At 73.1% G+C, this 20,446-nt stretch carries 11 protein-coding genes; 8 read left to right on the forward strand and 3 right to left on the reverse strand.

Going from position 1 to position 20,446, the window contains the following annotated elements:
- Positions 1–47: 47 nt before the first annotated feature.
- The gene (locus C6Y14_RS22465) at positions 48–1,112 is read left to right on the forward strand and encodes a MerR family transcriptional regulator (RefSeq protein WP_107018622.1); all 1,065 of its coding nucleotides are present in this window, start codon (positions 48–50) and stop codon (positions 1,110–1,112) included.
- Positions 1,113–1,647: 535 nt separating this feature from the next.
- Here C6Y14_RS22465 and C6Y14_RS22470 read toward each other — a convergent pair.
- Positions 1,648–2,322, reverse strand: coding sequence for a Type 1 glutamine amidotransferase-like domain-containing protein (locus C6Y14_RS22470; RefSeq protein WP_199854811.1), 675 nt, complete (start codon positions 2,320–2,322; stop codon positions 1,648–1,650).
- A gap of 254 nt (positions 2,323–2,576) precedes the next feature.
- Complete coding sequence (locus C6Y14_RS22475; RefSeq protein ID WP_107018559.1) at positions 2,577–3,299, reverse strand: FadR/GntR family transcriptional regulator; 723 nt, start codon at positions 3,297–3,299, stop codon at positions 2,577–2,579.
- 177 nt (positions 3,300–3,476) lie between these two features.
- On the opposite strand from C6Y14_RS22475, the gene C6Y14_RS22480 reads away from it, so the two are divergent.
- The 3 genes from C6Y14_RS22480 to C6Y14_RS22490 all read left to right on the forward strand — a co-directional run bounded on the left by C6Y14_RS22480 (position 3,477) and on the right by C6Y14_RS22490 (position 7,827).
- Positions 3,477–4,832 carry an SLC13 family permease gene (locus tag C6Y14_RS22480; RefSeq protein WP_107018560.1) on the forward strand — a complete coding sequence of 452 codons (1,356 nt, stop codon included), beginning with the start codon at positions 3,477–3,479 and terminating at the stop codon, positions 4,830–4,832.
- Between the two features lie 102 nt (positions 4,833–4,934).
- A complete protein-coding gene (locus tag C6Y14_RS22485) occupies positions 4,935–6,440 on the forward strand; it encodes an acyl-CoA synthetase (protein WP_107018561.1) in 1,506 nt (501 codons plus the stop codon).
- On the forward strand, positions 6,433–7,827 hold the full coding sequence (locus C6Y14_RS22490; RefSeq protein WP_107018562.1) for a carboxyl transferase domain-containing protein: 1,395 nt from the start codon (positions 6,433–6,435) through the stop codon (positions 7,825–7,827). Before C6Y14_RS22485 ends, C6Y14_RS22490 begins: the two co-directional genes overlap by 8 nt.
- A 31-nt stretch (positions 7,828–7,858) precedes the next feature.
- Here C6Y14_RS22490 and C6Y14_RS22495 read toward each other — a convergent pair whose 3' ends face one another.
- The gene (locus tag C6Y14_RS22495; protein ID WP_107018563.1) at positions 7,859–11,632 is read right to left on the reverse strand and encodes a S8 family serine peptidase; all 3,774 of its coding nucleotides are present in this window, start codon (positions 11,630–11,632) and stop codon (positions 7,859–7,861) included.
- 220 nt (positions 11,633–11,852) lie between these two features.
- Here C6Y14_RS22495 and C6Y14_RS22500 point away from each other — a divergent pair, with 220 nt between their 5' ends.
- The 4 genes from C6Y14_RS22500 to C6Y14_RS45550 are packed head-to-tail and all read left to right on the forward strand — an operon-like array spanning position 11,853 to position 20,353.
- Entirely contained in the window at positions 11,853–12,233 is a 381-nt protein-coding gene (locus C6Y14_RS22500) for a CU044_2847 family protein (RefSeq protein ID WP_107018564.1), read from the forward strand.
- Positions 12,230–14,062, forward strand: a complete 1,833-nt coding sequence (locus C6Y14_RS22505; RefSeq protein ID WP_107018565.1) for a VMAP-C domain-containing protein — start codon at positions 12,230–12,232, stop codon at positions 14,060–14,062. The genes C6Y14_RS22500 and C6Y14_RS22505 overlap by 4 nt, the downstream gene beginning before the upstream one ends.
- 59 nt (positions 14,063–14,121) lie before the next feature.
- On the forward strand, positions 14,122–15,192 hold the full coding sequence (locus tag C6Y14_RS22510; protein ID WP_107018566.1) for an AAA family ATPase: 1,071 nt from the start codon (positions 14,122–14,124) through the stop codon (positions 15,190–15,192).
- On the forward strand, positions 15,182–20,353 hold the full coding sequence (locus tag C6Y14_RS45550) for an SAV_2336 N-terminal domain-related protein (protein ID WP_159074299.1): 5,172 nt from the start codon (positions 15,182–15,184) through the stop codon (positions 20,351–20,353). The genes C6Y14_RS22510 and C6Y14_RS45550 overlap by 11 nt, the downstream gene beginning before the upstream one ends.
- The last annotated feature ends 93 nt before the right edge of the window (positions 20,354–20,446 follow it).

Here is a 20,446-nt window from a genome sequence, read left to right on the forward strand (position 1 = left end):
GCGACGGCATGAGCAACGGCATGAGCAACGGCATGAGCAACGCCTCGATGACCATCGGAGCCTTCTCGAAGGCCTGCCGGCTGTCACCGAAGGCACTGCGGCTGTACGACGAACTGGAGTTGCTGCGCCCCGCGCGGGTGGACCCGGAGACGGGCTACCGCTACTACGCGCCGGAGCAGTTGGAGCAGGCGCGCCTGGTGGTGTGGCTCCGCCGGCTCGGCATGCCGCTGGCGGAGATCCGCAAGGTCACCGCCCTCGAACCGGCGGCCGCCGCGCGGGAGATCCGGGCGTTCTGGTCCCGGATCGAGGCGGAGACGGCAACGCGCCGGGACCTGGCGTCCTTCCTCGTGACCCATCTGACACCCCAGCCCACGAGCAAGGAGCCCATCATGCCCACCCTGCTGGAACTGCGGTACGCAGCTCTCTCCGACACCGGCCGGGTCCGCCCCGCCAACCAGGACACGGCGTACGCGGGCACACGTGTCCTGGCCGTCGCGGACGGCTTCGGAGCCGGCGGCGCGCCCGCGAGCGGCGCCGCCGTGGAAGCCCTGAAGTTCCTCGACACCGAGCCGCTCACCGCCGGAAACGTCCTCAACCTCCTGGAGGACGCGGTCCAGGGCGCCACGGAGGCGGTCCGTGAGGTGGCGGGCCCGACGGACCCGCGGACCGGCACGACCCTCACCGCGATGGTGTGGACGGGCTCCCAACTGGCCCTGGTCCACATCGGTGACTCCCGCGCCTATCTCCTCCGCGACGGCGAACTCTTCCGGATCACCCACGACCACACGGTGGTCCAGTCGCTGCTCGACGAGGGCCGCCTGACCCCTGAGGAGGCCACGGCGCATCCCCAGCGCACACTGCTCGCGAAGGCCCTGACGGGCGCCGCCTCACCACGCCCCGACCTACGCCTGCACGACGCCCGCCCCGGAGACCGCTACCTCCTGTGCTCGGACGGCCTCCCGACGGCAGTCCCCGAGGACACCATCAAGGAAACGCTCACCACTGCCCCCACCCCGAGGGAGGCAGCCCACTCCCTGATCACCACGGCGAACACAGCCGGCGCCCCGGACAACGTGAGCTGTGTGGTGGCGGACGTGGTGGAAACGGCCTAGGCCCGCATCCGCAGTGCACCACCCGGCTCTGCCCTGGGCGCCGTCCCGGACAGAGCCCGGACAAGCACCTGACCAGGCCGGACGAGGAGACGGCTGTCCGGGACAGGACGCACTGTTGCTCCGCCCACCGCACACCGGCAAGGCTTCGACCACTCAAGCGGATCGAGGGGCATCGCATTCGCCGCATGCGAACGATGCCCGCACACGCTCGACCGAATCACCTGGACCACTGCCGTTGGAGCGGAAGCACCTACAAGCTGTGGCTTCAGAAGGGCTGACCGCACTCCGGAAGACCGTCCGATCCACTTCTGACGGTCTTCCGGTCCGGGACGCCCGGCGGAGCGTGGGCCCAACTCGGGGGGAGTTGGGCCCAGCCGGGGGGTTGGGCCCAGCCGGGGGGGGGTTGGGCCCAGCCGGGGGGGGTTGGGCCCAGCCGGGGGGTTGGGCCCAGCCGGGGGGGTTGGGCCTAACTCCAGGGGGTGGGCCCAGCAGGGGGTGGGCCGGCCCGGGGGGAGGGTGGGTCCAGCCCTGGGGCCTACCCGACCCCCGGCAGCCGCCGCGGCTCCAAGCGTTCCTCGACCGCCCCGTCCCCCGCCCGCGTCACCACGTACGCCCCCTTCCCCGAGACCTCGGCCACCGCTTCCACCAGTTCCGTCCCCCGGTACACCAGCCCCACGCCGTCGTCCGTGCAGTGCGTGGTGGGCAGGGTGCCGTTCGCGACGAGGTCGTGGATCAGGGGGCGGCGGCCCGGCTCGGAGTCGTAGTGGACGCCGTTGCCGTAGGGCAGGAGGCCCAACGCGTCGGTCACAGGCCGCAGTTCAGGGCCGAACGAGTCCGTCACGCCACCCTCGAACCAGCAGATCGACCCCGCGCTGACCCCGCTCAGTACGACCCCGGAACGCCAGGCCCTGCGCATGATGTCGTCGAGGCCATGCACCCGCCAGACGGCGAGAAGGTTGGCCACCGAGCCGCCCATCACCCAGATGACGTCCTGCTCCAGGACAGCGCCCTCGACGTCGTCGAAGTTGGGCCTCGGGAAGAGGTTGAGCGGAACGAGGTCGAACCCCGCCACGCGCGCCGCCTCGGCCATCCGCGCCGCGAAGTGCTCGGCGTCACCGATCGCCGTGCCGACGTACATCACCCGGGGCCGACGGCCGTGCGCACCCGACAGGTCGACCGCGTGATGCACCAGCGCGTCGAACTCCACCATCGTCCGGGCACCCCAGCCGCGGTGGCCGCCGGACGTGGCGAGGATGGTGGGCTCCCGGCCACCCGCGGGCGACGGGGACGGCTGGGCCGACGGGGACGGCCGGGGCGACGAAGACGGCTGGGGCGACGGAGATGGCTGGGGGGACGGAGGTGCGGAGGACACAGTCATGACGACCGATCCTAATCACGGCCGTCCGCGCCCCCGCCGCTCACCACCACGCCCGGCACGGCCCCTGCCGCTCACTCTCCTCCGCGTCACGGCCCCGGCCGCTCGCCCTCCTCCGGGTCCCAGTCCAGCAGCCGTACCCTCGCCACCGTCTGGACGTGCCGGCGCATCGCCGCGGCGGCCCGCCCCGGCTGCTGGGCCACGATCGCGTCGAAGATCGCGCGGTGCTGGGTCAGGGACCGGGTGGGCCGGCCCGGCTGCCGCAGCGACTCATGGCGGCTCTCGGTGATCTGGTCGGCGATCGAGCGCATGAACTCGGCGAGGATCGTGCTGTGCCCGGCGGCCGTGACCGCCGCGTGGAAGAGCCGGTCGCCCTCCACCCCGTGTCCGCCCGCCGTGATCTCGGCCCGCATGTGCGCGAGCGCGGAGTCCATGGCGGCCACGTCCTCGTCGGTGCGCCGCTCGGCGGCCAGCTCCGCGAGCTTGGTCTCCAGGGCCTCGCGGGCGTCCAGTACGTCGGGCAACCGCCGCCGCCTGTCGACGAGTTGTTCCACCGGTTCGGCGTCGAGGGTGTCACGGACCAGGTAGGTGCCACCGCCGTGGCGGACCTCGACCAGCCCCTGGACCTCCAGAACCACTATGGCCTGTTTCACGGAGGCGCGGCTGACACCGAGCCTCGCCGCCAGGTCGCGCTCGGGCGGCAGCCGGTCACCGGCACCGAGACCGCCCTCGGCGGCGTAACTGCGCAGCCGGTCGAGGACCTGCTCGTACAGGCGCGGCTTGGACCCCATGGGCCGCAGTGCGTCGGTCATGTCCGGTCTTCCCCCTTACCTCTCGATCTGGTGGATGAGTGGCTGAGCCAATTTACGTCATCTCTCTTGACGCTCTCCACCACGGCCGCCCAATGTGGTTCAGCCACTTGGCCACTCAGCCACTTCCCCAGCCGGACCACCCCCCACTCGACAAGGGACCCAAAGACGGGAGCCCGTATGTCCGCCGAACTGATATCGATCCTCGTGCTCGTCGTGGTGTTCGTGATCGCCACCACCCGCTCCATCAACATGGGCGCCCTCGCCTTCGCCGCCGCTTTCGGAGTGGGCACACTCGTCGCCGACCTCGACGCCGACAAGATCTTCGCCGGTTTCCCCGGTGACCTCTTCGTGGTGCTCGTCGGCGTGACGTACCTCTTCGCGATCGCCCGCGCCAACGGCACGACCGACTGGCTGGTGCACGCCTCGATCCGGCTCGTGCGCGGGCGGGTCGTGCTGATCCCCTGGGTGATGTTCGTGCTGACCGGCGCGCTCACCGCGATCGGCGCGGTCAGTCCGGCGGCCGTCGCCATCGTGGCGCCGATCGCCCTGAGCTTCGCCGCGCGTTACTCCATCAGCCCGCTGCTGATGGGCGCGATGGTCGTGCACGGCGCCCAGGGCGGCGGCTTCTCCCCCATCAGCATCTACGGTTCGATCGTCAACGGCATCGTCGAGCGCGAGGGCCTCCCCGGCAACGAGATCGCCCTCTTCCTCGCCTCCCTCGTCGTCAACCTCGTGATCGCCGCGATCGTGTTCGTGCTCTTCGGGGGCCTGAAACTCAGCCGCGCCGAGGAGACCGACCGCGACCGGCAGAAGACCGCGGCGGTGACCGGAGGGACGGCCGGAGGGACGGCCGGAGGAGCAGCCGACGGAGGGACGAAACAGGCGACCGGAGGCGCGGACGCGGAGGCGCTGGACACCGACGACGACACCACCCGCCTCAACCCCGCCCGGATCGCCACCCTCGCCGCACTCGTCGCCCTCGTCGTCGCCGTGCTCGTCTTCGACCTGGACGCCGGGCTCACCTCGATCACCCTCGCCGTGCTGCTCAGCACCGTCTGGGCCGAGGACAGCCGCAACGCCGTCAGCCAGATCGCCTGGCCGACGGTCCTGCTGATCTGCGGTGTGCTGACGTACGTCGGTGTCCTCGACGAGATGGGCACGATCGACTGGGCGGGCGAGGGCGTCAGCGACATCGGCGTACCCCTGCTCTCGGCCGTGCTGCTCTGCTACATCGGCGCGCTGGTCTCCGCGTTCGCCTCCTCGGTGGGCATCATGGGAGCGCTGATCCCGCTGGCGGTGCCGTTCCTGGCACAGGGCGAGATCGGCGCGATCGGCATGGTCGCGGCGCTCGCGGTGTCGGCGACCGTGGTGGACGTGAGCCCGTTCTCGACGAACGGCGCCCTGGTCCTCGCCGCGGCACCCGGTGTCGACCGGGAGCGTTTCTTCCGGCAGCTGATGATGTACGGAGGGATCGTGGTGGCCGTGGTCCCCGCCGTGGTGTGGCTCGCGCTGGTGGTACCCGACTGGGGGTGACCACCGGCACACCGGTGGTACCCGACTGGGGGTGACCACCGGCACACCCCGCCGTGTCCGGCACCCTCGTACGAACGACCGACGATCAAGGAGTACGCACGCGTGTCCTCTCTCTTCCCGGCCCTGACCGAGGCACTGGCGGACCCGGACGGCACCGCCGCGCACCGGCCGGCCCTGCGTTTCGGCGAGCGCTCCCTGACCTACGGCGAACTCGCGTCGAGTGCCGCCCCGCTGGCGGCCCGTGTCGGGGAGGCGGGCCGGATCGCCGTATGGGCCACGCCCACCCTGGAGACGGCCGTCGCCGTGGTCGCCGCGCTGCTGGCCGGTGTCCCCGCCGTGCCGCTCAACCCGAAGTCGGGCGGCAGCGAGCTGGGGCACATCGTGGCGGACAGCGCGCCGAGCCTGGTGCTGGCCGCCCCGGACGATCAACTCCCGGCAGCCCTCGCCTCCTTGGCGCGCGTCGACATCGACGTACGGGCCACCGGGCCGACCGCGTCCCCCGCCCCGGACACGCGACCCCTCGCCCCGGACACGGACCATCTCGCCGACGAGTTGCCCGCCCTCGTCGTCTACACCTCGGGCACCACCGGCCCGCCGAAGGGCGCCGTCATCCCGCGCCGGGCCGTCGCCACCACCCTGGACGCCCTCGCGGACGCCTGGCAGTGGACCGGCGACGACGTCCTCGTGCACGGCCTGCCGCTCTTCCATGTGCACGGTCTGATCCTGGGCATCCTCGGCCCGCTGCGCCGCGGCGGATCCGTACGGCACCTCGGCCGCTTCGAAACTGCGGGCGTGACACGGGAGTTGAGCGGAGGCGCCACCATGCTGTTCGGGGTGCCGACGATGTACCACCGGATCGCGGAGGCCCTGCCCGACGATCCGGCGCTCGCGAAGGCACTGGCGCGGGCCCGCCTGCTGGTGTCCGGTTCGGCGGCCCTGCCGGTGCACGACCACGAGCGGATCGCCGAGGCGACGGGGCGGCGGGTCATCGAGCGGTACGGGATGACCGAGACCCTGATGAACACCAGCGTCCGCGCCGACGGCGAGCCCCGCGCGGGCACGGTCGGCGTCCCGCTGCCGGGCGTCGAACTGCGGCTGACGGAGGAGGACGGCACGACGGCCCTGGAGGCGTACGACGGGGAGACCGTGGGCGAGATCCAGGTCAGGGGCCCGAACCTGTTCACCGAGTATCTGAACCGGCCCGACGCGACGGCGGCGGCCTTCACCGCGGACGGCTGGTTCCGCACCGGCGACATGGCCGTGCGCGACCCCGACGGATACGTACGCATCGTCGGCCGCAAGGCCACCGACCTCATCAAGAGCGGCGGCTACAAGATCGGGGCGGGCGAGATCGAGAACGCCCTCATCGAGCACCCGGGCGTACGGGAGGCCGCGGTCACCGGCGAACCGGACGCCGACCTCGGTGAGCGGATCGTGGCGTGGATCGTGCCCGCCGACAGTCAACAACCGCCATCCGCGTCCGAGTTGGCGGATCACGTGGCCGACCGTCTCGCGCCGCACAAGCGTCCCCGCGTCGTCCACTACCTCGACATCCTGCCCCGCAACGACATGGGCAAGATCATGAAGCGTGCGCTGACCCATGACTGAGGGCGCCGCGGTCCACGGCCCCCGCCGGTTCACGGCCCGCGAGGCGATCGCCCTGCTGAGCACCGACTTCACCGACCTCCCGGATCCGACCGCCCCCGCCCCACCGCGCTCGTACGGGCCGGACGGCCCTCTGGCCTGGCAGGGTTACGGCGCCTCGCGCGACCGGGCCGCCGAGCGCACCGGCGAGGAGGAGTCCGTCGTCTGCGGCACCGCCACCGTCAAGGGCGAGGACGGCGGTACGACCCGGGCCGTGCTGATCGCCTTCGAGTTCGGCTTCCTCGGCGGCTCGCTCGGCGAGCGCACGGGCGACCGTCTGGAAGCCGCGCACACCTACGCGCGCGAACACCGCCTCCCGGTCGTCTCCCTCGTCGCGACGGGCGGCAGCCGGATGCAGGAGGGCATGCGCGCACTGGTACAGCTCCAGCGCGTGGCGCGGCAGTCGGCGCTCACCCGGGCGGCCCGGCTGCCCCAGATCGCCGTGCTGCGCGACCCCACGACGGGCGGCGGCTGGGCCACCCTGGGCGCGGGCGCCGATGTGATCCTCGCGCTGCCCGGCGCACAGGTGGGCTTCGCGGGCTCGCGGGTCCGGCCGCCCGACGCGGACCCGGCCGCGTACACGGCCGAGGCTCAGCTGGCGTCGGGGGCGGTCGACGCGGTGGTGCCCGAGCGGGAGCTGCCGGAGGCGCTGGCGCTCTGGCTGCGGCTGCTGACCGACCCGTCGACGGACCCCGTGCCGCCGCCCCCTGCGCTGGGCGACGCGGGTCTCCCGGCCACCGGCTGGGAGGCCGTACGCGCCGCGCGTGCCCCGCGACGGCCGGGCGCAGAGGCCTACTTGGACGCCTCCTTCACCCGGCGCGCGGCGATCAGCGGTGACCGTTGCGGCGGTACCGACGAGGGCATGCTCTGCGGTTTCGGAACCCGGGCGCGGGACGGCCGTACGGTCGCGTACGCGGCCCAGACCGGCACCGCCACCCGCCCCGCCGGCTATCGCACCGCCGCCCGGCTGATCCGGCTCGCGGACCGGCTCCGTATCCCCGTGCTGACCCTGGTGGACACCCCGGGCGCCGCCAACGACGCGGAGGCCGAGCGGCAGGGCGCGGGGGCGGCGATCGCGGAGCTGTTCGCGGCGGTGGCGGCAGCGGAGACCCCGGTGACCACGTTGCTGATCGGGGAGGGCGGCTCGGGCGGGGCCCTGGCCCTCGCCGCCCCCGACAACACGTGGGCCACGCCGGACAGTTACTTCTCCGTCATCGCCCCCGAGCCGGCGGCCGCCATCCTCAAGCGCCCGGCGGACGAGGTGCGGGCCACGGCCGACCAACTCCGCATCCGGCCGCAGGACCTGGTGGAGCTGGGGGTCGTGCGGGGCGTTGTGGAGCGGGAGCGGTGAGTCCCGGCCACACCACACGCCCAGTGCACGCCTACCGCACGCCCACCGCCCGGATGATCTCCTGGGTCACGGAGCCGCCGCGGTCGTCGGCGGCCGAGGCCCGCAGGGACACGTACGGGGTGCCGCGTGGCACGGTGAGCGTTCCCTGCCAGGTGTGGGCGCCCGCCCTGGACACGCCTACCGTTCGCCATGACCGGCCGTCGTCGTAGGAGATTTCGAGGCTCGGGCGGCCGAAGGTGCTCGGGGACGGGTTGTCTGTCGTCGGGTGCGGGTTGTCGTGGGCCGGCCGCGCGGTTCCCCGCGCCCCTGGGGGGCCGGGGTCGGCCCCGGTGGCTGTCGCGCCCGCCACGTGCGACGCGCTGATGGAGATGGGCAGCCGGCTCCCGGCCCGCACGTTCCCGGTGAGGTCCGTGGTGATGTCGAAGCCCAGGTTGATCAGGGGGAGGGTCGTCCAGCGGTCGGCCGGGGTCGCCGCCGATCTGAAGGTCCACTCGGAGTGGCCCTTCGTGGCGAGCTTCCAGCGGTCCGCGTCCAGGGCCGTGTCCGTGACGACCTTGTACGTGTGCTCGTCGGGGGGCGCGTCCCAGACGTACGCGCCGGAGCCGGTCCGCCGGTCGACCTGTTCCCCGTCGAGGTACACCTCGGTGAACTGCGTCATGCCGCTGCTCTCGTCCCACACGTTGCCGAAGCCGGTGTGGTCGGGCCCCGAGTCGCCCCAGCCGGGGACGTTGAACTGCAGGGTCGAGCCGGAGCGCTGCTGGCCCCAGCCGAGCCCGGTGCCGAGCCAGGGGTGCCAGACCGGCCGGAACCAGTCGAGGTCCTGCCGCGTGCCCCCGTGATAGCGGACGAGTCCGCTGCGCTCCTCCAGGTCCCCCGCACCCACGTTCACGGACTCGTGCCAGAGCTGGCCGGGGCCGGTGGACACGTAGTCGGTCCGCCCGGCCGGGAAGTCGGCCCGCTCCTGGAAGCCGATCCCGACGGGGAACGCGTCATCGGTGAGCGAGTACCGGAACTCACTGCCCGGGACGGGCTTCGCCGCATGGAACTTCGTGTCCAGCACGGCGAGTTGGCGGTGTGACGGCTCGTAGGTGAGGTCACGCGCCGGGATGCCCCCCCGGTGTCCCTCCGAAAGGTCGTACGTGTAGGGCGTGTTGCGTGTCCCGTTCATCTCGGCGCGCCCCGCCGAACGGAGTCGCGCGGCGTCCGCCGCGTCGAGGGTGGCGATCTGGATCGGGCGGTCCGCGTTGTCGTCGGTGCCGAACCAGGCGTTGAGCCGGCCCGGTACGTCGTCCGTCACGAACAGCGCCTTCGCGCCCGCGTCCTGGGCCGCCTGCGCGATCTCCGAAGGCACGGCCCCCTCCTTCATCCGGACGAGCACGGCCTTGCCCCGCACGTCCTTTCCGCCGTACCCGCCGGCCCCGGATCCCGTGTCGCCGCTGCCCACGTCGACGACCGGGAGCCTGCGGCGGCCCTCGACCAAGGTCCCTCCGGGCTGGACCACGGCCTCACCGACACCCTTGACCTCCAGCATCGGCTTCCCGAGCCGCCACACCGTCCGGTACTCGAAGCTGCCCTGCGTCACCTTCGGCGTGGGCGCCGCGAAGACACTGTCGTACTCGACCGGCACCTGGACGGCCCCGAACAGGTCCGCGCCGTTCGCCGCCCGGTCGTACTCCATGAGCAGCTGCCGGGTCTCGGTACGCCGGTCGACGCGGGCCGCGACCTCCCTCAACCGGCGTCCGTCGAGCGTGACTTCGCGGTCCCGGTCGAGTGCGATCTCGGGCGCCGAAAGGAAGCCGAGCCCGAGCGAGTCGGCGCCACGACTGCCGCGTACGTCGAGGAAGGTGTTCAGGCTGTACGCGCCCGGCGGGAGCCTCAGTTCGACCGTGCCCGTGTCACCGACGTGCTCGGGGAACGGGTCGACGCCCTCGGCGAGCCGCTGCACCACGAAGTCGGCCGCGGTGGCGTCGCCTTCCCGGTCCTTGACGTGCACGGTGAGGGTGTACCGCTCCTCCTCCTTGACCAGCCCGAAGGCGGTGTGCGCGACAGGCGTGCCGTCCGCCGTCGAGGCCACGATCCGCCCACTGGTGGTGCCGACCGGGGCCTTGCCGCCGTCCCCGGTCACGGTCGTGGTGGCGGTCCCGTGCGCGGGGACGGTCAGCGTGGAATCGGCGAGTGTCGCGACCCCGCCGGGCGCACCGGACACGGACAGCCGCAACTCGGCCGGCTCATCGGCGGTGTTGGAGTACGTGAGAGTCCGTGTCACCGGCTCGTTCGACTCGTAGGGCCAGCGGTAGTGGCCCAGATCGGCGCTTCCGGTGGCCGTGATCCGGGCCTTCACCGCCGCGGGCACGCTCACGCGTCCGGCGCCCGACACATAGGCGGACGTGTCGAGTTGCTTCGACGTGGACATGAGCGCGTCCTTGAGCTGTGCGCCGGTCCAGTCCGGGTGCCGCTCGGCGAGGAGCGCGGCCACGCCCGCGACATGGGGTGTCGCCATCGACGTACCGCTCATGGCGGTGTAGTCACCGCTGCCGGCGGAGAGCCGGGAGCGGGCGGCGAGGATGTCGACGCCGGGGGCGGACAGGTCGGGCTTGAGGGCGTTGTCGCCGTGGCGGGGGCCCGCGCTCGTGAAGTACGCGGGCCGGTCCGCGGAGTCGACCGCGCCGACGGTCAGCGCGGAGTCGGCGGCGCCGGGCGAGCCGATGGACGAAGGGGCGCCGGTGTTGCCCGCGGCGACGACGAAGAGGGCGCCGGTCTCCGCGGTGAGGGTCTCGACGGCCTGGGCGATGGGGTCGGTGCCGTCGCTGGGCTCCGTCGACCCGAGGCTCATGGAGACGACCGTGGCGCCGACGTGCCGCGCGGCCCATTCCATGCCCGCGATGATCTGCGACTCGCTGCCCGAGCCCTGGTCGCCGAGCACCTTGCCGACGGCGAGCGTGGCGCCGGGTGCGACGCCTCTCTCCTCGCCCGCGGACGCGGCGCCGCTGCCGCCGACGGTCGAAGTGACGTGCGTGCCATGGCCGTTGCGGTCGGCCACCTCTTCACCCTCGATGAAACTCTTCGTCACGGAGATCCGTCCGGCGAGATCGGGATGGCCGACGTCCACCCCCGTGTCCAGGACCGCGACGGTGACGCCCTTGCCGGTCAGCCCCGCCTCCCAGGCCTCGGGCGTACCGATCTGGGCGTTGCTTTCGGCCATCTCCGCCCGGACCCGCCCGTCGAGCCAGACCTTGTCGATGCCGTCCTCGACTCTCCCGTCCTCGCCGATGCCGTCCTGCCGGGTGAGGGACCGCCAGAACGTGCGTCCCTTGTCGGCCGTGACGGCGGCCCCGCGGATGCTCGGCAGCCCGCGTGTGCGCTCGGCCCCGCGCGGAGTCACCGCCCGCGCGCCCTTCCCGTACGTGACGATCAGCGGCAGCCCGGCCGTCCTCCGGTCGGTGAGCCCCTGGCGTATCAGCTCGCTCACGTCGAACAGCCGCCGGTCGAGGGTGCCCGCCCGCAGATACGGCAGCGCCTCGTCCGGTACGACGGTCAGGGCGCCGTTCGCCGTCTGCGTACGGACCGCGCCGGTCGCCCCCTTCGCCCGCTCGACACTCACCGTCCGCCTGCCGCCGCCGAGTTCGGTGACGGTGACCCGGTCGCCGGTGACGAGGGTGACGGTGTGGGCGGCGGACACGGCGCGGGTGCGGGGCCGGTCACCGGTGTCCTGCGCGTCGGCCCCGGCCCCGTCGGCCGGAAGCAGGGCGAGCACGAGTCCGGCCGACGCGAGCGTCACCCCGTGCCTGGCGGATCCTCTGATCATCGGTGCCCCTCTTCTCGACGCTGCCGCGGTGTCAGGGTGCTGCGAAGAGTGTCGGGGGGCCGGTGTTTCGGTGATGTCGACAGAACCTGGCGGAAAGCTGCCCTGGCGGTTTTCCGCCAGCGGAACGGTGAACGACCGGTGGAAACCGCGACAGCGGCAAGTACCGTCCGTGACAATGAAGGCGGTCACCAGTGACGGACTACGGGGGTTGTGCGGTGCCATGGACGGATTAGTGGAGTTCAAGACGGACGACGGGGCCCTTGTCGTCGTCGAGGGAGCCGAGGACGAGTCGGGTTCCCGCCTGGTGGCACGCGGGGACGGAACGGTCGCCGCGACCCGCACCTTCGAGGGCTCGCTGGAGGGGGTACGGGCCGCCGCCGGCGCCGCGCTCCGCGTCTTCAGGGACGGTTCGCTGCAGCCCGACTCCGTGGAGATCGAGTTCGGCGTCAAACTCACGGCGGAGGCAGGCGCGCTGATCGCGAAGAGTGCCGTCGAGGGCCACCTCGTGGTCAAGCTCTCCTGGTCGCCCGAGAGGCCGGACGGCCCCCCGGAGACCGCCCCCGCTCCCCCCGCCCCCACGGAGACCACCCCGCGCCCATGAGCAGCGCTTCCTGGCACGCGAGAATCAGCTGCGGACGGGACACCGGTGCCGGCTTCCTCGTCACCGAGCAGCATGTGCTGACCTGCGCCCATGTCGTGGCGCGCAGTGACACCGAGACGGTCGCGGTGTCCTTCGCGCACGGTGGCTACGAGCAGGTCCCCGCCCGGGTCGTCGCGCACGGCGGCTGGGACGGCCGCGAGAGCGACCCGGGCGATCTGGCCGTACTGGAGCTGGACCGGCCGGTGCCGATGAAGCCCGCGGAGTTCGCGACACCGACCGACGCGTACGGCGATCCCCCGCGCAGGCTCCTCGCCTACGGCTTCCCCAAGCGGTACGACGAGGGGACGCTCGCCGAATACCGGGCCACCGCCCAGCAGTTGATCGCCGGTGAATGGGTCCAGCTGGAGTCGTGGGCCGCGCACGGGCAGCCGCTCGCGCCCGGGTTCAGCGGTGCCGCCGTGACCCTCGCGGACACCGGCCGGGTCGTGGGCATGGTCTCGGCCGCCGCCCGCAGCCCCGAGATCCGCAACGGCCGCATGCTCCCCACCCAGATCATGGCCCGCTACTGGCCCCGCCTGGCAGACCTGATCCCCACCCCGACCTACGACCAGCACCAAAAGGAAACCCTGAGACACCTGCTGGAGCACCTGGAACAACTGGGCTGCCCCCAAGGCTTCTCAGGGGCGCGGGGAACTGCGCGACCAGCCCCCACCGACCCGCAGACGGAGAACACCCACACCCCTGAACGCCTGTACCAGGACGCCGTGGGCCCCCTCGGCCCCCCACTCCCGCCGCACGGCTTCACCTCCCTCTGGGACGCGGCCTGGTACCTCCTCTCCGAGGTACAGGACCCGGAAGCAGTCACCCGCTTCACCACCCGCCTGGCCGACTTCGTCGACGACACCCCCACCCGCACAGCCCTACGCGCCTGGCCCGCAACCCCACAGCCCCACCACCCCGCCCCGCACGCGCACGCCCCCGCCCCCGCCCCCGCAGGGACCGCGGGACCCGCCCACTCCTGGTCCCCGATCCTCGTGGAGATCGCCCCCAGCGGCTCCGGCGACGGAGCCTTCCTCGTGGAGGTGTCCGCGTACAACGGAAGACACCGAAGGGTCGTGGGCTCGCGCCGCCTCCCCGTCGACCGCGTACGCCCCTACACACTGGAGCGGATCGACGAGGCCTACCGCGAACTGGAGTTGGGCGCACGTGAGTTGATCGCGTTCGTGCTGCCGCGCCGCTGGCTCAACACGGACGTGGCGCACTGGCAGCGCAGCGCGGACGACGACAGCCCGCTCGGCTCCTTCGCACCGCTCGTCGTGATGGACCTGGAGCGTCGGCGCAGCGGCGGCCTGCAGCACAAGCTCCGGCAGAAGTGGCAGCACCTGGATGCCCTGCCGACGGCACGGCTGCACCGGATCGACTGCTGGTCGGTCGGCCAGGACCAGGTGAAGCTGACCATCGGGCTGCGCCGCGACGCCGACATGGTGGGTTTCGCGACGCCGCCGCGCGCGGACCGGGTCCGGCGGCTGTTCCAGGCGAGCCTGAACGCGGCGGTACCGGTGATGCTGTGGCCGCGCACCGGCTGCCGGGGCGAGCACCGGTGCGGGGAGACGGCCGACTGCCGGGGCTCGGAGTTCCTGGACCGCCTCGCCGCACATCTGTCGAACCTGCCGCCCCGCGAACTGCCCCGCCACATCCATGAGCTGCGCGAAACGGCGTACGCCTCCGACGCCCCGGAGCCGCATTGGGCGTACGACCTGGCCCTGCTGTGGGAGGACCCCGAATGCCTGCCTGATCCCGCCGGCTACCTGCACAACCCGGTCGGCTAGACCCTGCCGGACAGAGCACCGAAGCCAGAACCGCATACCGGAACACGTTCGGAGAGACCATGTCCCTGTGGCCCGTCTACACGGGTGCGAGCGAGCCCCACGACGGCATCGCCGAGCTGCCCGCGCCGCCGCCCTGGCGTGACTTCGACGGCGGCCCGGAGCTGGCGACGCCCGCCGAGGACGACGACGCCTCGGCCACGTCCCCGGACCGCCGGCACCGCGCCCGCACGTACCGCGCCACGGACCGCGCCGTCCAGCTCGTCAACGCGGCGCTCTATCTGCGCCGCCCCCTGTTGGTGACGGGCCCGCCGGGCAGCGGCAAGTCGAGCCTGGCGTACGCCGTCGCGAGGGAGCTGCGGCTCGGACCCGTGCTGCGCTGGAACGTCACCAGCCGCACCACGCTGCACGACGGGCTCTACCAGTACGACCCGCTGTCCCGCCTGTACGCGGCAGCACGCGACGTCCGCCCCGGCGGCGAGGCCCCGCCCGACCCCGCACTCCCGAAGGACAACGGGCTGACGGACAACGGGCTGAAGGACAGCGAGCTGCAGGACCATCTGCGGCTCGGCCCGCTCGGCACGGCACTCCTCCCGTACGGCCGGCCGCGGGCCCTGCTGATCGACGAGATCGACAAGAGCGACCTGGACCTGCCGAACGATCTCCTCAACATCCTGGAGGAGGGCCAGTACGAGATCCCCGAGCTGGTGCGCTCCGCCCGGCACACCCCCACGGCCGAGGTCATGATCGACGGCACGGACGAACGGGTCGGGGTCGCGCGCGGCCGGGTCCGCTGCCGGGCCTTCCCCTTCGTGGTCCTCACCAGCAACGGCGAGCGCGAGTTCCCGCCCGCCTTCCTCCGCCGGTGTGTCCGCCTCGAACTCCACCAGCCCCGCGCCGCGCACCTGGAGCACATCGTCCGCGCCCACCTGGGGGAGCCCGACGCGTACGCCCGCGACCTGATCGAACGCTTCCTGTCCCGCGGGACCGAGGGCGAACTCGCCACGGACCAGCTGCTCAACGCGATCTACCTCACAGGCGTGGCGGGCCTCGACGCATCATCCCGCGACGAACTGGCCGAACAGCTGATGCCGTACCTGAGCCGCACGGCAGAGGAACCAGATGCGTTCTGACCCGGACGCGAACCCGGGCGCGGACGCGGGCGCTGACGCGGGCGCGGATGCGAACCCGGGCGAAGGCGCGGGCGGAGGCGGGAGCGCGGGCGCCGCGTTCCTCGCCGGCGTACTGGCCCAGGCATCCGGCGCCCCGCAACCGACCGCCGTGGAACTGGCCGAACTCCTCTGGCTGGCAGCCCACATGCCGCCCCCCGGACCCACGCCCTCCCTCACCACGGACGGCCCGCACCTCCCCACTCCCGCCACCCCCACCCACCCAAGGGGCGCGGGGAACGGCGCGACCAGCCACGACGAACCCGCACCCGCCCCCTCACCCCACACCACCCCAGAACCACCGGACCCACCGGACCCACCGGACCCACCGGGCACCCGCGTCCCCCTCCGCCTGCCGGGCAGGCACACTCCCGCAGCCGCCCCGCAGGGCCCGCGCCGGGACGGACGCCCGGAGGAGGCCCCGCCTCCGAACGGCCCGTACACGTCCCTCCTGGCCCCCGCACCCCCGATGCTCCCCCACCCCCTCAGACTCCAGCGAGCCCTCCGCCCCCTCAAGCGAAGCGTCCCCGCCCCGGTCGGCCAGGAGCTGGACGAGGCGGCGACCGCCCACCGGATCGCCCGGCTCGGAGCCGCGCCCCAGTGGTGGCTGCCCGTGCTGCGGCCCATGACCGAGCGCTGGCTGACGCTGCACCTCGTGCACGACACCGGCCCGACGATGCCCGTCTGGCGTCCGCTCGTGCGCGAACTGCACGCGGCACTCGCCCAGTCGGGCATCTTCCGTACGGTGGAACTGCACCGGCTGGAGGCCGACGGCACGGTACGCCGTCCCGGCTCGCAGGAGTCGTTCGCCGACGGCCGCACGGTCACCCTCCTCCTCAGCGACTGCATGGGCCCGCAGTGGCGGGACGGCCCGGCAGGCACCCGCTGGTACGGCACCCTGCGCCGCTGGTCGGCCCGGATGCCGGTCGCCCTGGTCCAGCCGCTGCCGGAACGCCTGTGGCGCACCACCGCGCTGCCGGCCACGACCGCGCGGATCACCGCGCCGGGACCGGCGGCGCCCAACTCGGCGTACGACGTGGATTCGTACGCGTTGGACTCGTACGCGCTTGGGGGCCTGCCACCCGGCATCCTCCCCATACCCGTACTCGAAGCCTCCGCTCCCTGGCTGGCGAACTGGTCGTCACTGGTGGCGGGCGGCGGCCGACTCCCGGGCTCCGTGGGCCTGTTGGGTGCCGGACCGCCGGCCGCGCCGGTCGACGAGCGGGGCCGCAGCGATGTCGAGCGGCTCTCCCCCGAGGAGCTGCTGCTGCGGTTCCGCTCCCTCGCCTCGCCGCAGGCCTTCCGGCTGGCCGGTCATCTCGCGGTGGGGCCGGTGGAGTTGCCGGTCATGCGGCTGGTGCAGGCGGCGGTCGAGAAGAACCCGCGGCCACAGCACCTGGCCGAGGTGATTCTCAGCGGCGCGCTGGTCGCGGTCCCGGGGGCGGCCGGTTCGTACGTGTTCCGGCCGGGCGTACGGGAGTTGCTGCGGCGCACCCTGCCGCGCTCCGCGTACGGCCGGACCTCCGAACTCCTGGCCCGGATCGGCGCGTTGATCGACGAGAGGGCCGGACTGTCGGCCGGTGAGTTCCGCGTGCTCGCCCCAGGCCGCGGCGGAGGCACGGGGCCCTCGGGCGAGCCGACCGCGGGCGAACCGTTCGCCGCGGTGCGGGAGGAGTCGGTACGGCGGATGGGCGGGCCGGTCTCGAAGAGCGCGGCGGGACTCGTGCTCGGCAGATACCGGCCGGTACGCCGTCCGGGGCCTGGCAAGCACGTCATGGAGGCCCAGGACACCCGGCACGACCGGCGGGTCGCGCTGCACCGCTACACCGTGGCACCGGAGCGGCGGCAGGGCTTCCTTGAGGCCGCGCGGGCCCTCGCGGGCGTGGAGCATCCGCAGGTGACGGCCGTGTACGACTACGGCTTCGAGGACGGCGCCGGCTACCTGGTCACGGAGGTCGTGGAAGGACTCACCGTCGGGGAACTCACCGCCGAGGGCGGCTTCCAGTTGCCCTTCACCCTGCTCGCTCCCCTGGCGCAACAGGTCGTGCAAGGTCTGCAGGCGATGCACGGACACGGCGTCGCACATGGCGGACTCACACCTCACTGCCTGCTGCTACGTCCGGACGGCACGGTGAAGGTCTCGTCCTTCGTGCCGGGAGCAGACCGCACGCGGGGCGAGTCGAAAGATCTGGCGGACCTCGGACACCTGCTGCGCGAGTTGGCCGAGGGGGAGCCGCACGGTGAGCTCGGCGGGGTTCCGGGCGAGTTCCGGTCGCAGTTCGACGACGCCGTCCGGCCTCTCGTCTCCACGGACCTGGCGACCCAGCGACGCGGCCGGGACCTTTTCCGGACCCCGTCCTTCTCCCGGCTGCTGGACGCCGTCAGCGCGGACGAGTACCGCTACCGGCTGCTGGGCCCCGTACGGATCAGCCAGGGAAGCCGGGCCCTGCCCGCCGGCTCCCCGCGGGAACAGGCTCTGCTGAGCATGCTGCTTCTCCGGCACGGCCGGACGGTGACGTACGACGAACTGACGGCCGGCCTGTGGGGCCGGCGCCCTCCGCAGCGCGCCGGGCGCCTCCTGGCCACGTACGCGAGGGGACTGCGCAGCATCCTCGGTCCCGGGGTCGTGGCCACGACCGCCGACGGATACGCCCTGTACGCGATTCCGCACACCATCGATGTGAACCGCTGCCAGGTACTCGTCGCCACAGCGAAGTCCCTCCGGGACGCCGGGGAGCCGACCGAGGCCCGCGACGCCGTCCAGCACGCGATCGACCTGTGGGGCGGCCACCCTGTCGACGAGGTTCCCGGGCCCGCCGCCGAGGCGACCCGCACACGCCTGCGCGCCCTGCGCCTCACCCTCTGCGTCACGCGCGCCGAACTCGACCTGGAACTCGGCCGGTTCGCGCAGGCGGCCGCCGATCTCGGCGAGCTGCTCCGCGACCACCCCGAACGCGAGGACTTCCGGCGCCTGCACATGCTCGCTCTCAAGGGCCAGGGCCGTATCGCCGAGGCCATCGACTCGTACGAGGCGTACGAGGAGCTCCAGGACCGGCAGTTCGGCGAGCCGGACCTCACCCTCCTTGAGCTGTACCGCGAGCTGCGGGCCGCCCCCGACGACAGCCGGCCGACCGTCACCATGGAGTTCACGGAATCCGGCGGCCACCGGGGAGCCCACAGCACGCTCTCCCACACCATGGCCTGGCTGCTCTCGCTGAGCGGTCTGACCTCCGACCAGTACGACATGCAGGCCGTCGACAACGGCTACCTCGTCCTCGTCGCCCCCGGCGCATCCGTACTGCACGTACTGAACGCGACCCTGCGTGATCTGCCGGACATACTCCTGGAGGTGCCGGACCCGCCCAGGATCCGGCTGACGTTCTGGCACACCGCACGCCCTCCCCGTACCACCCCTCTGCCCCTCGCTCTGGAGCAGTCGGACATCGCCGTGGTCGTCTCCCCCGTCCTCTACGAGGAGCTGACGAGCGGTGACGTGCCGGTGGGCCCGGTCCACTTCCGGCCCCTGGGCGCCGGAGCGGGCGAGGGGCCGCCGCTCGCCTGGTCCTGCCGTCTGGAGATCCCGGACCGCGTCCCGGATCCGCCGCCCGAACAGCGCGACCTGGTACGCGGCCCGTTCAGCACCCGCCGCCGGATGTCGATCCCCCTCCCCGAACCCGGGCGCACGGCCGTGGTGTTCCAGCCGCCCGACGGCGCACTCGCCCTCTTCGACCCCGACGGGTTCGCGGGCACGCCCACCTCGGGGCCCCGCCTCACGTACTACGAGGTCGACCTCACCACGCAGCGGGCCGTCCACGAGTTGTCGCTGCCCAGCTCCGGCGGGGGTGCCTTCGCCGCGGCCGTCGAGTTGTCCTGGCATGTCGAGGACCCGGTGGCCTTCGTGCACGGCGAGACCGTCAACGTGTCCGAACGCCTCCTGGAACACCTGCTGCGGGAGGCGCGCCGCATCACGCGCCGCCATCCGCTCCGCCGCGCGGGCGCGGCACAGCACGCACTGCACAACGGCCTGCGCAGGTGGCCGGTACCGGGCCTCTCGGTGGCATGCGCGATCCGCCTGACCCCGGAGGGTGAACCGAACTCGGCCTCCACCGCCTCCCGCCCGAACCCGCACCTCACCCACCAACCGGAGGCGTCGCCTCCACCCGGGACCACGTCACCGCCCGACGCCGCCTCGCCGGCCGAGCCGGCCTCCGCGGCCGAGACCGGCTCTGCGCCCGAGACCGCCTCCGCGTCCGAGACCGTTCGGCAGTCCGGGTCCGCCGACCGGTCCGGGACCACTCGGGAAGCGGAGTCCCCGCGCCGGCCGGAGACCACTCGGGGCGCCGCGACCACCCCCGCCGCGCCCGCCCGGCAACCCGCACGCACCCGGCGGGCTGCCGCCCGGCGTCCGGTAGACCCCGCCGCGGCCCTGCTGGAGAGCCCCTGCGTACTCCTCGGCTTCGACGGCCCCCTCGTCCGTCTCTATACGAGTGACGCCGAGAAGCAGGCCACCAGGGAGCTCGCCGCGCTTCTCGCCGAGCTGCGGGACCCCGGGGCCGCGCTGCGAGGCGAGCCGCTCTCCCCCCGGGGCGGGCCCGCGCAGCCGCTGGAGGGACGCTCCAACCCCCTCGACCTGCTGCGCGCCTTCGCGGACCATCCGCTGGGCGCGGATCTGCGCCGCCGGCTCAACCGGATCGAGGAGCGGGCCGTGTCGACCGCGGCGTCCACCCCGTTCTCGGACGCCCTGATCACCACGCTCAGCTCGCTCGGGCGGCGCACCGCGGTCGTCGCGGACAACGCGCCCAGTGCCGTCTGGAAGTACCTGCACTCCCACGGCCGGCTGACCGGCCTGGTGACCGGCGGAGTGCACGGCCGCGCGGACGACCTGACCCTGCTGATGCCGAACCCCGACAGCCTCCTGCGCGCCCTGGACCATCTCGGCGTACCGGCGAAGGACGCCGTGCTGGTCGGCTCGTCGGTCGCCGAAGCGACCGCGGCGCAGGCAGCCGGTCTGCGCTTCCTCGGCTACACCCGTTCCGAGGGGCACCGGCAGCGCCTGGTGCGCGCGGGCTGCGAGGTGACGACGGCCTCGTGGGCCCCCCTCCTCCGGTCCCTCCCCAACACCTGAGCCCCTACGAAGACCACCCGTCCAGCCGCACCCCGCCCGGCCCACCCCGAAAGGCGACACCCCGTCAGTTCGCGCACGATGCGAAGGAGGACC

Source organism: Streptomyces dioscori, assembly GCF_003024195.1.
GTDB lineage: Bacteria > Actinomycetota > Actinomycetes > Streptomycetales > Streptomycetaceae > Streptomyces > Streptomyces dioscori.

What these genes read in the sequence shown, in the direction of transcription:
- C6Y14_RS22465 (WP_107018622.1), top strand. Translation starts at nt 48, where the DNA reads ATGACCATCGGAGCCTTCTCGAAGGCCTGCCGGCTGTCACCGAAGGCA.
- C6Y14_RS22480 (WP_107018560.1), top strand. Translation starts at nt 3,477, where the DNA reads ATGTCCGCCGAACTGATATCGATCCTCGTGCTCGTCGTGGTGTTCGTG.
- C6Y14_RS22505 (WP_107018565.1), top strand. Translation starts at nt 12,230, where the DNA reads ATGAGCAGCGCTTCCTGGCACGCGAGAATCAGCTGCGGACGGGACACC.
- C6Y14_RS22495 (WP_107018563.1), bottom strand. Translation starts at nt 11,632, where the DNA reads ATGATCAGAGGATCCGCCAGGCACGGGGTGACGCTCGCGTCGGCCGGA.
- C6Y14_RS45550 (WP_159074299.1), top strand. Translation starts at nt 15,182, where the DNA reads ATGCGTTCTGACCCGGACGCGAACCCGGGCGCGGACGCGGGCGCTGAC.
- C6Y14_RS22510 (WP_107018566.1), top strand. Translation starts at nt 14,122, where the DNA reads ATGTCCCTGTGGCCCGTCTACACGGGTGCGAGCGAGCCCCACGACGGC.
- C6Y14_RS22470 (WP_199854811.1), bottom strand. Translation starts at nt 2,322, where the DNA reads ATGGTGGAGTTCGACGCGCTGGTGCATCACGCGGTCGACCTGTCGGGT.
- C6Y14_RS22490 (WP_107018562.1), top strand. Translation starts at nt 6,433, where the DNA reads ATGACTGAGGGCGCCGCGGTCCACGGCCCCCGCCGGTTCACGGCCCGC.
- C6Y14_RS22500 (WP_107018564.1), top strand. Translation starts at nt 11,853, where the DNA reads ATGGACGGATTAGTGGAGTTCAAGACGGACGACGGGGCCCTTGTCGTC.
- C6Y14_RS22475 (WP_107018559.1), bottom strand. Translation starts at nt 3,299, where the DNA reads ATGACCGACGCACTGCGGCCCATGGGGTCCAAGCCGCGCCTGTACGAG.